The 13,396-nt window shown below is 68.8% G+C and carries 10 protein-coding genes; 7 read left to right on the forward strand and 3 right to left on the reverse strand.

Annotated features, from left to right (window positions below; genetic code table 11):
• Positions 1 to 7: 7 nt before the first annotated feature.
• A complete protein-coding gene (locus I8E28_RS15665; protein ID WP_200788994.1) occupies positions 8 to 2,191 on the reverse strand; it encodes a DUF1631 family protein in 2,184 nt (727 codons plus the stop codon).
• Positions 2,192 to 2,417: 226 nt separating this feature from the next.
• Here I8E28_RS15665 and I8E28_RS15670 point away from each other — a divergent pair, with 226 nt between their 5' ends.
• Together I8E28_RS15670 and I8E28_RS15675 are read left to right on the forward strand one after the other, a co-directional pair.
• A complete protein-coding gene (locus I8E28_RS15670; protein WP_200788995.1) occupies positions 2,418 to 4,178 on the forward strand; it encodes a DEAD/DEAH box helicase in 1,761 nt (586 codons plus the stop codon).
• Between the two features lie 102 nt (positions 4,179 to 4,280).
• Positions 4,281 to 4,928, forward strand: a complete 648-nt coding sequence (locus I8E28_RS15675; protein ID WP_200788996.1) for a Rossmann-fold NAD(P)-binding domain-containing protein — start codon at positions 4,281 to 4,283, stop codon at positions 4,926 to 4,928.
• Positions 4,929 to 4,965: 37 nt separating this feature from the next.
• Here the strand turns inward: I8E28_RS15675 and I8E28_RS15680 are convergent, their stop codons facing one another.
• On the reverse strand, positions 4,966 to 5,739 hold the full coding sequence (locus I8E28_RS15680; RefSeq protein WP_200788997.1) for a transglutaminase-like domain-containing protein: 774 nt from the start codon (positions 5,737 to 5,739) through the stop codon (positions 4,966 to 4,968).
• 200 nt (positions 5,740 to 5,939) lie between these two features.
• Positions 5,940 to 6,686, reverse strand: coding sequence for a FadR/GntR family transcriptional regulator (locus I8E28_RS15685; RefSeq protein WP_200788998.1), 747 nt, complete (start codon positions 6,684 to 6,686; stop codon positions 5,940 to 5,942).
• Positions 6,687 to 6,825: 139 nt separating this feature from the next.
• Between I8E28_RS15685 and I8E28_RS15690 the strand changes: the two genes are divergently transcribed.
• From I8E28_RS15690 to I8E28_RS15710, 5 genes are all read left to right on the forward strand, one after another.
• On the forward strand, positions 6,826 to 7,905 hold the full coding sequence (locus I8E28_RS15690) for an ABC transporter ATP-binding protein (protein WP_200788999.1): 1,080 nt from the start codon (positions 6,826 to 6,828) through the stop codon (positions 7,903 to 7,905).
• Positions 7,906 to 7,939: 34 nt separating this feature from the next.
• Complete coding sequence (locus I8E28_RS15695; protein ID WP_200789000.1) at positions 7,940 to 9,253, forward strand: ABC transporter substrate-binding protein; 1,314 nt, start codon at positions 7,940 to 7,942, stop codon at positions 9,251 to 9,253.
• A 92-nt stretch (positions 9,254 to 9,345) separates the two neighbouring features.
• A complete protein-coding gene (locus I8E28_RS15700) occupies positions 9,346 to 10,200 on the forward strand; it encodes a carbohydrate ABC transporter permease (RefSeq protein WP_200790422.1) in 855 nt (284 codons plus the stop codon).
• Positions 10,197 to 11,072, forward strand: a complete 876-nt coding sequence (locus I8E28_RS15705; protein WP_239027251.1) for a carbohydrate ABC transporter permease — start codon at positions 10,197 to 10,199, stop codon at positions 11,070 to 11,072. Before I8E28_RS15700 ends, I8E28_RS15705 begins: the two co-directional genes overlap by 4 nt.
• A gap of 150 nt (positions 11,073 to 11,222) precedes the next feature.
• Entirely contained in the window at positions 11,223 to 12,962 is a 1,740-nt protein-coding gene (locus tag I8E28_RS15710; RefSeq protein WP_200789001.1) for an IlvD/Edd family dehydratase, read from the forward strand.
• Positions 12,963 to 13,396: the final 434 nt, after the last annotated feature.

Raw genomic sequence — 13,396 nt, forward strand, 5'->3', positions numbered from 1 at the left:
CGGCCGGTCAGCCCTGCTTGCCGTCCAGGCTGTTCTTGAGCGCCGCCTTGGCGACCTGGTCGAGCGCGTCGTCGACCACGTTGCGCTCGGCGACCACGCGCAGCAGCCCCTGCGAGCGCAGGCGGTCCAGCGTGCGGCGCGACATCGAGTGCGCGGTGCCCGCGAGCGCGGTGAACATGAACAGCGTGCCGTGCGGGCTGGCCCAGGTGAGCTGCACGCGGGTCCACTGCCCTTCCACCATCAGTTCGGCCCAGGTGCCGGTGCGCAGCTCGCCGGCCGGATGCGGCTCGGGCGAGGCCGGCGCCGCTTCGACCACCGCTTCGAGCAGGTCCTCGGGCAGCACCGAATGCCAGCCCGATTCCTGCGCCTCGTCGTCCGCGAGCCAGGGCTCCTCCACGGGCGCCTGCGCGGGCTGGCGTTCGACGACCTGCGCCGCGCGCTGCGCGTCCTCGTCCTCCGCTCCCTGCATCGCGGCGGCGTGCACGGTGGCGAGGCTGTCGAAGAAGCGCTGGCTCAGCTCGGCCGGATAGTGGATGCGCTGCAGGCCTTCGCGCAGCTGGTCGACCAGGCCCGGCACCATCTGCGTCAGGCGGCGCGCGCGATGGCGCTGCGCGGTGGCCTTCTGCACGCTCCACACGAGGTCCTCGACCAGCGCGCGGTAGCCGAACGGATCATCCGAGCCGTCGGTGCAGGTGAGCTGCGCCTCGGCGACGACCTGCGCCCACGAGCCGCGCAGGAAGTCCTGCACGAAGGGCGCCACGTCCAGGCCGTGGCAGGCCTGCTCGAAGTCCTGCGCGAGCTTCTGCGCCAGCAGGTTGCGCTGCTCGGCGTGCAGCAGCGCGCGGGCCGCTTCCTCGCGGCGCTGGCGCACGGTGCTGTCGTGGCCGCTCCACACCGACTGCACATGGTCCAGCAGTTCGCCGAAGGTGTCGCCGTCGACGACCTTGCTGGTCGTGAGCCAGTGGGCGGCGTACTGCACCGTCTGCATGAAGCGGCGCCAGCCTTCGTCGGATTCGCTCTTGAACGCGAGGCTGCGCTGGGTGATCTTGTCCAGGAACTGGCGCGCCGGATGCGTGCGGTCGGCGAAGAACCGCGAGTCCTGCTGGGCGAGTTTCGCCACCACCGGCTCGAAGACGCGCAGTTGTTCCTTCAGCGCGGGCAGCAGGCGCTGGTCCTGCGCGAGCGTGTCGAACATCAGCCGCAGCACTTCCTCGCCCAGCTGATGGCCCAGGCGCGCGGTGGGTGCCGCTTCGTGTTTGGGCGCCTCCGCCAGCATGTCGACCGGCGGCTGCGGCGCGGTGGTCGGCTTGGGCCGCTGCTCGAGGCGCTTGACCAGCGCGTCGACCTGCTTGAGTTCCTGCAGCATCGACAACGACGCGGGCACCGTGTGCAGGAACTCCTGCTTGCCCTTGGGCGCGTCGAAGTCGCCGGCCAGCAGCTTGCGCAGCCGGTCCAGGTTGAGCATGGTCTTGGCCATCGCGCCGATCGCCGGCGTGGTGCCGCCGGGGCCGTGCAGCTTGGGGCCGCCCAGCGGCACCCCGGGTTCCACGCCGGTGGACAGCAGCCAGTCGCCGACCTCGCGGTACAGGCGGCGAAGGTTCGCGCCGAGCAGGCCGCCGGCGGGCGCGATGATCACTTCGCGCGACTGCGTGTCCTTCACGTGCCCGGCCAGCGTCGCCTGCATCGCGCGCACGAACACCTCGGGGCGGATCGGGTTCAGGCCGGGCTGGATGGTGCGCCAGCCCATGAGCGTGCTGACCAGCGCATCGACCGTGGGCAGCACGTCGTCGACGGCCAGCGAGACCTCCTGCTGCGCGCGAGCGACCTCGATGCTCTGGTCCAGTTCGTCGTCGCCGAACAGCTGCAGGTCCTCGTAGCGCAGCACTTCGGTCTGCACCTGGTCCTTGCCGCCGCCTTCGTAGACGATGCGCGTGAGTTCCTTGCGGAAGGTGGCTTTCACCGCCGGCGCCGCGCGCTCGAGTTCGAGCACGGCGACCTTGGTGGCGGGATGCTGGAAGGCGGCGACGCTTTGCGGGCCGACCGGGGCGGTGCCCTTGACGAGCCCCTGCAGCACTTCGGCCATCAGGTGCTCGGCCTGCTGCAGGACCGTCGAGAGGCAATCGTTCAGCGACGGTTGCAGGGCCGTCGGGTCGTCGGCGACACCGAGTTTGAGCTTGAGTGCCTTCGCCATGGTGGGCCGATTATGGCCACCGAGCTCGTCGGTGAGAAGCATGAGACAATGCGTCTTCCCCGCGGGCTGCAGTCGTCCCCGGGGCTCAGCGAATCCGCTGGGGAGCGCCGGCCAGCACAGGCCCGGCCACCTCCCGATCCCAACTCATCTGCTCCCGACTGACTTGGCACTGACCGTCGCGTCATGCCACCGGGCCGATGCTTTGCGCCAAGCCAGGCGCTCTACGATGACTTTTGACGAACTGAATCTGGCCCCCGCCATCCTCAAGGCCGTGCGGGAACAAGGGTACGAAACCCCCACGCCCATCCAGGCCCAGGCGATCCCCGCCGTGCTCCAGGGCCATGACCTGCTTGCCGGCGCACAGACCGGCACCGGCAAGACCGCGGCCTTCACGCTGCCTCTGCTGCACAAGCTCTCCAAGGGCCAGGGCAAGACCAACAAGTTCGGCAAGGACGGCATCGCCGCCCTCGTGCTGACGCCCACGCGCGAACTCGCCGCCCAGGTGGAAGAGTCCGTGCGCACCTACGGCAAGTACCTGCCGCTGACGTCGGCCGTGATCTTCGGCGGCGTGGGCATGAACCCGCAGATCGACCGCATCCGCAAGGGCGTCGACATCCTCGTCGCGACGCCGGGCCGCCTGCTGGACCTGCAGCAGCACGGCAACCTGGACCTGTCCACCGTCGAGATGCTCGTGCTGGACGAAGCCGATCGCATGCTGGACATGGGCTTCATCCACGACGTGAAGAAGATCCTGGCGCTGGTGCCGAAAGAGAAGCAGAGCCTGCTGTTCTCGGCCACGTTCTCGGATGAGATTCGTGACCTTGCTAACAACCTGTTGCGGGATCCCCGTAGCATCCAGGTCACACCGCGCAACACGACGGTGCAGCGCATCACCCAGCACGTGCACCCGGTCGGCCGCGGCAAGAAGAAGCAGCTGCTGGCGCACATCATCCAGCAGCACGACTGGAGCCAGGTGCTGGTGTTCACGCGCACCAAGTTCGGCGCCAACAACGTCGCCGAATTCCTGAACAAGAACGGCGTCACCGCGATGGCCCTGCACGGCAACAAGAGCCAGGGCGCACGCACGCAGGCGCTGGCCGGCTTCAAGACCGGCGAGATCCGCGCGCTGGTCGCCACCGACATCGCCGCGCGCGGCATCGACATCGACGACCTGCCGCACGTGGTGAACTACGAGATCCCGAACGTGCCCGAGGACTACGTGCACCGCATCGGCCGCACCGGCCGCGCGGGCAAGGAAGGCCAGGCCGTCAGCCTCGTCTCGCTGGACGAGGAAGGCTTCATGCAGGAAATCGAGCGCTTCACCAAGCAGGAGATCCGCGTCGAGACGATCGAGGGCTTCGGCCCCGAGCCCGGCGAGCGCGCGGAGCCCATCGCGATGGGCCGCCAGACGCTGTGGGGCGGCGCGGGCAAGCCGCCGAGCCGCGACGTGATGGCCGCCGCTGCCAAGGCCGCGCGCCAGGAAATGATGCAGCGCATCCGCGAGAACAAGGGCGACAACGCCGGTGGTGGCCGCGGCAAGCGCGGCGACGGCGCCAAGCCGCAAGGCGACCGCCCGGCGCGCGCGCCGCAGCAGCAGGCCAACGGCAACGGCCAATCTCGCAACGGCACTGGCCAGCGCGGCCCGCGCCAGGACGGGCGCAACGGCAACGGCAATGGCCAGCGTCCGCCGCAACAGCTGCGCCCGCAGCCGGCGGCGCCGCGCGAGGACTTCGACGACCGTGACGATGGCGAAGACCGGATCCCGCGCAACATCGACCCGCTGCGCACCAGCCTGCCGACGCGCCGCGACATGACCGGCGTCAAGCGCGTGAACACCAACGGCCAGCCCGACCCGACGCGCACCAGCATCGACACCATGGGCGCCAGCAATCGCAGCAAGAACCGCGGCCGCAGTGGCGGCGGCGGTGGCGGTGGCGGCGGTGGCTACGGCCAGCGCACCGGCGGCGCCCGCTACGGCGGTCGCTGAGCCGACTCGGCGCGCTTCGCGCTGAGGCGCTGCGCGCGGCCCAACGCAGAGGGCGCGGAGCAAGCGCGATGCGCCGCGCACTCAGCAGCGCACAATGGGGCCATGACGCCCCGCAACGTCCTCCTTGCCGGCGCGACCGGCCTTGTCGGCCAGCAGATCCTCGCGGGACTGCTGGCCGATCCGCTGGTTGGCGAGGTCCACACGCTGGGCCGCCGGCCGCTCGCGGCGCAGGGCGACAAGCACGCGCACCACGTCGTCGACTTCACCGCGCTGCCGATGCTGCCGCCGGTGCACGAGGCGTACCTCGCGCTGGGCACCACGATCAAGGTGGCAGGCAGCCAGGCCGCGTTCCGCGCGGTCGACCACGACGCGAACCTGGCCGTCGCGAAGGCGGCGCAGGCCGCGGGTGCGTTGCGCGTGGGACTGGTGAGCGCGATGGGCGCCGATGCGCGTTCGTCGATCTTCTACAACCGCGTCAAGGGCGAGACCGAGGACGCCCTCGCCGCCCTCGCCTTCCCGGGCCTGGTGATCGCGCGGCCGTCCTTCCTGGTCGGCGACCGCGAAGCCCTGGGGCAGCCGCGCCGCGGCGGCGAGAAGGTCGCGCGCGTGGTCAGCACCTGGCTGCGCCCCGTGATCCCCGCCAACTACCGCGCCATCCCCGCCGCCGACGTCGCCGCCGCCCTGCTGGAAGCCGTGCCGAAAGCGCACGGCGTGCACGTCATGCTGTCGGGCCAGATGCAGCGGCGCTGATGAAGGCGGACACCCGAAGCGCCGAGCGCGAGGGTGACTAGGAAGCCCTGCGCTCGATCGAAGGGGGCAAGGGCGGCCGGCCGTCACGCAAGTCGGTGATGGCGCGCTGCATGCCGGGCGCGAGCAGGTTCCAGTGCATGGACCGCACCACTCGGTGGTGCTGGCTGCGGTACGCGTCGGAATGGATCCGCTGCGCCGGGTCGTGCGTGCAGCCATGGTCGGCCAGCACCATCGGGTCGGACGCGGGCGGCAGCGAGTTGACGTACGCACCGTCCAGGCCGTTCCAGATCGCATGGCCGTCGCGGTGGATGCCGAAGCCGTGCGACCAGCCGTACTCGCGCAGCCGCTGGCGCGCGGCGGCCATGTACGCCGCGTCGAAGATGTAGGTGTCGGTCATCACCCAGCGCTCGCCGATCCAGGCTTCCACGAAGGGTCGCGAGCCGCTTTCCAGCCGCGTGACCAGGCCGCGCAGGATGTCGCCCTTCATCTCGTACCAATGCAGGCGCGCGGGGATGCCGGCCAGCCGCAGCAGCGCGACGATGAGCGTGCCCTTGTCGGGTGAGTCCCCGCAGCCCGCATCGAGCACCTCGCGCGCGGTTCGCGTGTGCAGCTTCAGCGGCTTGGCGAAGGGCATCCGCTTGACGAAGGCGTAGACGGCGAGCGCGCGCTCACGGTCGTTCTTGCCCAGCTGGGTGAGCGAACGCGCACGCAGCCGCAGGCGCGGGTCATCGAGATCGAGCAGCGAGGTCGAGCGCAGCCACGCCTGGGGCGCGTCGTCGCTGCGCCCGGACGGGACGGACAGGTCGTTCAATTGGGATGCAAGGCAGGCGGCACGCGGACCCGGCGCCGCCGGACCCCCTCTGGGAGCGCCGGGCCTTCGCGTGGGCCCGTGCGCCATGGACACCTGATGATTTTAGGTGCGTCCCCGTTGCAGGACCCGTCGAGGTTGATGCATTCGCGGCATCGCTCGCACCCCGCCGTGGGGCGCGGGTTCTGGCGAGCCGGGCCGCCTCAGGTCTCGGCGCGCAGCCAGGGCGCCGGCTGGTCCAGCTTCGGGAGGCGCTTGCGCGAGGCCAGCACCATGTCGATGTCCTCGCGGGCATCGTCGATGAGGGCGACGATGGCTTTCTCCGCCTTGGCCGGGTTGCGGCCCGCGACGGCATCGAGCACGGCACGGTGCAGCGGCAGCGAATCGCGCGGGCCGCCCTTGCGCGTCGTGGAAATCTCGAAACTCGTGCGCAGGAGGGCCCCGATCGCCTTGCTCATCTGGACCACCATGCGGTTGTGCGCCGCGCGCAGCAGGCCCTGGTGGAAGGCGAGGTCGTGGGTGACGTAGTCGCCGCCCTCCTCGACCGCGCTGCGCATCCCCTCGAAGGCGGCGCGCAGGCCGGCCACGTCCTCGGCCGTCGCCCGCTCGGCGGCCAGCCGCACGGCAGCCGGCTCGACGATGCGGCGCAGCTCCTGCAGGTCGCGCAGGAACTCGCGGCTGAGGCCGGCGCGGGACTGCCAGACCACCACGTCCGGATCGAACCAGTTCCACTGCTCCGGCGGCTGCACGCGGGTGCCCACCTTGGGACCGCTGCTGACCAGGCCCTTGGCGACCAGCGACTTGACCGCCTCGCGCACCACGGTGCGGCTGACCCCCAGCATTTCGCACAGCGCCGGCTCGGGCGGCAGCGACGCGCCCGCGGCCCAGCGCCCGGCGACGATGGCGGCGCCGAGGTGGTCGACCGTGTTGCCGTGGACGTTCTTGATCATGGCATCGAGGCAGCCAAAGGTATGACGATATGAGGATTGGGCCCCCGGGGTTTCCCCGCACCCCAGCGTTTTTCCGGATCGGAATGGCCGGCCTGCGTGCTACAAGGTCGCGGTTCAACCAAGAGGTCGCCTGCACGCAATGGCCAACGTCCAGATCCGGGGTGTGGAGAAGTTCTTCGGTCCCGCACACATCATCCGCGGGGTCGACATCGAGATCGAGGACGGCCAGTTCTGCGTGCTGGTCGGCCCGTCCGGCTGCGGCAAGTCCACCCTGCTGCGCATGATCGCGGGGCTGGAGGAGATCAGCAAGGGCGAGATCCTCATCGGCGGGCGCGTCGTCAACGACATGATGCCCAAGGAACGGGACATCGCCATGGTGTTCCAGAACTACGCGCTGTACCCGCACATGACGGTGCGCGACAACATGGGCTTCAGCCTGATGCTGGCCAAGCAGTCCAAGGCCTTCATCGACGAGCGCGTGCGCAAGGCCGCCGCCATCCTGGGGCTGGAACAGCTGCTCGACCGCTACCCGCGCCAGCTCTCGGGCGGCCAGCGCCAGCGCGTGGCCATGGGCCGCTGCATCGTGCGCGACCCGCAGGTGTTCCTGTTCGACGAGCCGCTGTCCAACCTGGACGCCAAGCTGCGCGTGCAGATGCGCACCGAGATCAAGGAACTGCACCAGCGCCTGAAGACCACCTCGATCTACGTCACCCATGACCAGATCGAGGCCATGACCATGGCCGACAAGATCGTGGTGATGCGCGACGGCATCGTCGAGCAGACCGGCAGCCCGCTGGAGCTGTACGACAACCCGGCCAACCAGTTCGTGGCCGGCTTCATCGGCTCGCCGGCGATGAACTTCCTGCCCGGCACGGTCCGCCTGGCCGCGGGGGCCGCCCGCGTCGAATTCGCCGGCGGCATCTCGCTGCCGGTGCCGGACAACGCGGCCGGCGTCGAGGACGGCCGCAGCGTCGTCTACGGCACCCGCCCCGAGCACATGGAACTGGCCACCGGCGCCGACGGCGTGCCCACCGAAGTCGTCGTCATCGAGCCCACCGGGGCCGACACGCAGGTGTTCACCAAGCTGGCCGGCGTCGAGGTCACCACGGTGTTCCGCGACCGCCACGCGTTCCGCCCCGGGGACGTCATCCGCCTGCGGCCCGACCCGCAGCGGGCCCACCTGTTCGACGCGGCCACCGGCAACCGGCTGGCGGCCTGATCCGCGCGCTTTCCCACCCCCCTAGGAGACAACCATGTCCGACAACCGTCGCGTATTCATCAAGAAGACGACCGCCACGGCGGCGGCCGTCACGGTGCCGATGCTCTGGCCGGGCCTGGCCAGCGCGCAGTGGAACAACCAGCCGGAAAAGGGCGCCAAGCTGCGCGTGCTGCGCTGGAAGCGCTTCGTGCAGGGTGACGAGGACGCGTACATGGCGAACGTCAAGAAGTTCACCGAGAAGACCGGCATCGAAGTCCGCGTGGACAACGAAGGCTGGGAAGACGTGCGCCCGAAGGCCGCGGTGGCCGCCAACACCGGCGCCGGCCCGGACATCATCCTGTCGACCAACGACGACGCCAACCTGTACCCGGACAAGCTGGTCGACGTCACCGACCTGGCCGAGTACCTGGGCAAGAAGTACGGCGGCTGGTACCAGGGCGCGCAGGCCTACTGCCGCCCCGACGGCAAGAAGTGGATCGCCGTGCCGCTGGGCTGCGCCGGGTCGATGATGGTCTACCGCGGCAGCCAGGTGAAGGCCGCCGGCTTCGACGCCTTCCCCAAGGACACCGACGGCTTCCTGAAGATGTTCAAGGCCCTGAAGGACAAGGGCACCCCCGGCGGCATGGCGCTGGGCAACGCCACCGGCGACGGCCTGTGGTGCAACTGGCTGGTGTGGGCCTTCGGCGGCATGCTGGTCGACAAGAACAACAAGGTCGTCATCAACAGCGCCGAGACGCAGAAGGCGCTGGAGTACGGCAAGGAGCTGTACGCCAGCTTCGTGCCCGGCACGCTGAGCTGGCTGGACCCGAACAACAACAAGGCCTTCCTGGACGGCCAGTGCTCGGTGACCAACAACGGCATCTCGATCTACTACGCCGCCAAGAACTCCACCGACCCCAAGGTCAAGGAGATGGCCTCCGACATCCAGCACGCCGCGTTCCCGGTCGGCCCCGTCGGCGTGCCGACCGAGTCCCACCTGTTCTTCAACCAGATGATCTTCAAGCACACGAAGTACCCGAAGGCCGCCAAGGAGTTCGTGCGCTTCATGATGGAGCAGGAACAGTTCGACCCGTGGCTCACCGGTGCCGGCGGCTACGTCGCGCCCCCGCTGGACGCCTACGCGAAGATCGCGGTGTGGACGGCCGATCCGAAGAACACCCCGTACCGCGACGCCGTCAAGAACATGCGTCCCGCCGGCTACGCAGGCAAGCTGGGCTACGCCTCGGCGGGCGCCGGCGCCGACTTCATCATCGTGAACATGGTCGCCGAAGCCGTCAGCGGCTCGAAGTCGCCCAAGGAAGCGATGGAACGCGCCGCCCAGCGAGCCGAGCGCTACTACAAGGTCTGATCGCCTTTTCGCACCAGCAGTAGAGGAAGGACCCCCTCCGCGTGTCGACCGCCCGCCTGCAGAACAACCGCAACTTTCTCGGGCTGGCGTTCATGCTGCCCGCGGCGGTGCTCCTCCTCCTGTTCCTCACCTACCCGCTCGGCCTGGGCGTGTGGCTGGGGTTCACCGACACCAAGATCGGCCGCGGCGGTGGCTGGATCGGCCTGGAGAACTACCAGTTCCTCTGGGGCGATTCGGTCACCCGCCTCGCGCTGTTCAACACCCTGTTCTACACGGTGGTGGCCAGCATCGTGAAGTTCGTGCTGGGCCTGTGGCTGGCCATCCTGCTGAACGAGAAGATCCCGTTCAAGACCTTCTTCCGCACGGTCATCCTGCTGCCGTACATCGTGCCGACCGCACTGTCGGCCATCGCGTTCTGGTGGATCTACGACTCGCAGTTCTCCATCATCAGCTGGGTGCTGGTGAAGACCGGCCTCATCAGCACCTACATCGATTTCCTGGGCGACCCGTACAACGCGCGGTTCGCCACCATCGTGGCCAACGTCTGGCGCGGCGTGCCCTTCGTGGCCATCACGCTGCTGGCCGGGCTGCAGACCATCTCGCCTTCGCTGTACGAAGCCGGCGCCATCGACGGCGCCAGCGGCTGGCAGCGGTTCCGCTTCATCACGCTGCCGCTGCTGACGCCCATCATCGCGGTGGTGATGACGTTCTCGGTGCTGTTCACGTTCACCGACTTCCAGCTGATCTACGTGCTGACGCGCGGCGGCCCGCTCAACGCCACGCACCTGATGGCCACGCTGTCGTTCCAGCGCGCCATCCCGGGCGGCGCGCTCGGCGAGGGCGCCGCCATCGCGGTGGCGATGATCCCGTTCCTGCTGGCGTCCATCCTCTTCTCCTACTTCGGGCTGCAGCGCCGTGCGTGGCAGCAAGGCGGCAGCGACAAATGACAAACAAGGTCGACCACGACAACGAGGGGATGGGGTTCCTGACCTCGCTGCCCCGCCAGATGGTGGTGACGTGGCTGCCGCTGGGCATCTTCGTGTTCGTGCTGCTGTTCCCGTTCTACTGGATGGCGATCACGTCGTTCAAGCCTGACAACGAACTGCTCTCGCGCGAGGGCAACCCGTTCTGGGTGATCAACCCGACGCTGGCGCACTTCAACAAGCTGCTGTTCCACACCTCGTACCCCGAGTGGCTGTGGAACACGATGGTGGTGTCGGTGGTGTCCACCTTCGTGTCGCTGCTGGCTTCGGTGATGGCCGCGTACTCGATCGAGCGGCTGCGCTTCCGCGGCTCCAAGCAGGTGGGCCTGTCCATCTTCCTGGCTTACCTGGTGCCGCCGTCGATCCTGTTCATCCCGCTGGCGGCCATCGTCTTCCAGCTCGGGCTGTTCGACACCAAGTGGGCGCTGATCCTCACCTACCCCACCTTCCTGATCCCCTTCGCCACCTGGCTGCTCATGGGCTACTTCCGCTCGATCCCCTTCGAGCTGGAGGAATGCGCGCTGATCGACGGTGCCACCCGCCTGCAGATCCTGTGGAAGATCGTGCTGCCGCTGTCCGTGCCCGGCCTCATCTCGGCCGGCATCTTCGCGTTCACGCTGTCGTGGAACGAGTTCATCTACGCGCTCACCTTCATCTCCTCGTCCGAGGTCAAGACGGTGCCGGTGGGCGTGGTCACCGAGCTGGTCGAGGGCGACGTCTACCACTGGGGCGCCCTGATGGCCGGCGCGCTGCTGGGCTCGCTGCCGGTGGCGGTGATCTATTCGTTCTTCGTCGAGTACTACGTCTCCGGCATGACCGGCGCCGTGAAAGAGTAAACAGCCGAACTTCCGAACGCAGAGGACGCAGAAGTACGCAGAGGACGCAGAAGAAGGCAACAAGATTGTTCTTGTCTCTTCTGCGTCCTCTGCGCTTGCTCTGCGTCCTCTGCGTTCGGCAGTCCGTTTTCCTGCTTCAATCGAGCCACCATGTCTGACTCCCCCCGCAAGAAGAAACCCGAAGAGCTGCGCTCGCAGCAATGGTTCGGCCGCATGGACCGCGACGGGTTCGCGTACCGCAGCTGGGTCAAGGGCAAGGGCGTGCCGCACGACCAGTTCGACGGGCGGCCCGTCATCGGCATCTGCAACACCTTCAGCGAGCTCACACCCTGCAACTCGCATTTCCGCACGCTGGCCGAGCAGGTCAAGATCGGCGTGTACGAAGCGGGCGGCTTCCCGCTCGAGTTCCCGGTGATGTCGCTCGGCGAGACGCTGCTGCGCCCCACCGCCATGCTGTACCGCAACCTGGCGAGCATGGACGTCGAGGAATCGATCCGCGGCAACCCGGTCGACGGCGTCGTGCTGCTCATGGGCTGCGACAAGACCACGCCCTCGCTGGTGATGGGTGCGTCCAGCGTCGACCTGCCCACCATCGGCGTGTCCGGCGGCCCGATGCTCAATGGCAAGTGGCGCGGCCAGGAACTCGGCTCCGGCACCGGCCTGTGGAGCATGAGTGAGCAGGTGCGCGCCGGCACGCTGCGGCTGCAGGACTTCTTCGAGGCCGAGAGCTGCATGCACCGCAGCCACGGCCACTGCATGACGATGGGCACCGCGTCGACGATGGCCAGCATGGTCGAGGCGCTGGGCCTGGGCCTGCCCGGCAACGCCGCCTACCCCGCCGTCGACGGCCGCCGCAACGTGCTCGCGCGCATGGCCGGCCGCCGCATCGTCGACATGGTGCACAGCGACCAGAAGCTGTCGACCATCCTCACGCGCCAGGCCTTCGAGAACGCCATCAAGACGCTGGCGGCGATCGGCGGCTCGACCAACGCGGTGATCCACCTGATCGCCATCGCGCGCCGCATCGGCGTCGAACTCGCCATCGAGGACTTCGACAAGCTGGGCAGCGAGATGCCCTGCCTGCTGAACCTGCAGCCCTCGGGCAAGCACCTGATGGAGGACTTCTGCTACGCCGGCGGGCTGCCGGCGCTGATGAAGGAGATCCAGCAGCACCTGCACCTGGACGTCGTCACGGCCAGCGGCAAGACGGTGCGCGAGAACATCGCCGAGGCGGTGAACTACAACACCGAGGTGATCCAGCCGCTGGAGCAGCCGTTCAAGGACAAGGCCGGCATCGCCGTGCTGCGCGGCAACCTCGCGCCGCGGGGCGCGGTCATCAAGCCCAGCGCCGCCACGCCGGCGCTGATGCAGCACAAGGGCCGCGCCGTGGTGTTCGAGGACATCGAGGACTTCCACAAGCGCATCGACGACGAGTCGCTGGACATCGACGAGACCTGCGTGATGGTGCTGAAGAACTGCGGCCCCAAGGGCTACCCCGGCATGGCCGAGGTCGGCAACATGCCGCTGCCGCCCAAGGTGCTGCGCAAGGGCATCACCGACATGGTCCGCATCAGCGACGCCCGCATGAGCGGCACCGCCTACGGCACCGTCGTCCTCCACACCGCCCCCGAAGCCGCCGCCGGCGGCCCGCTCGCGATCGTGCAGAACGGCGACCTGATCGAGCTCGATGTCCCCAACCGCAAGCTGCAGCTGCACATCTCCGACGACGAACTGCAGAAACGCCTCCAGGCCTGGACGCCCCCGAAGCCGCCGCTGTCGTCGGGCTACTGGAAGCTGTACGTCGACCACGTGCTGCAGGCCGATGAAGGCGTCGACCTCGACTTCCTGGTCGGCAAGCGCGGCGCATTCGTGCCGCGCGACAACCACTAGCCATACCCGTCGTCCCCGCGAAGGCGGGGACCCGCGGCTTCCCCTCCTGTCATTCCGGCGAAAGCCGGAATCCATCGCTGCACAAGCGCCACGGGTTCCGGGCGGGCGCGTCAGGCGGTGCCTGCCGGGTCCGATTTCCGGAGTCGGAGTGACGCGCGCGGGCGCGGGGCCTGGGCGCGACCAGCGGGAGCAAACCTCTTTGGCTGCCTACTGACTCGCGGGCCCTGTTTGAGCAGTGCGCGCAGCGCACAGCGAGTCCGGACCGCGCGGCCCCGCGCCCGCCAAGCACAGCGCGACTGTTCGCAGAGGCGCTCGCGCCAGCGAGAGGCCGCGCAACGGAGAGGCGGAGCATGAGGACCCGGCAGGCATCGCCTGGCGCGCTCGCCGGCGCGCGCGAGCACTACCGCGGTGATACGCGCATGGATTCCGGCTTT

The organism is Ramlibacter algicola, from assembly GCF_016641735.1.
In the GTDB taxonomy this organism is placed as follows: Bacteria; Pseudomonadota; Gammaproteobacteria; order Burkholderiales; family Burkholderiaceae_C; genus Ramlibacter; species Ramlibacter algicola.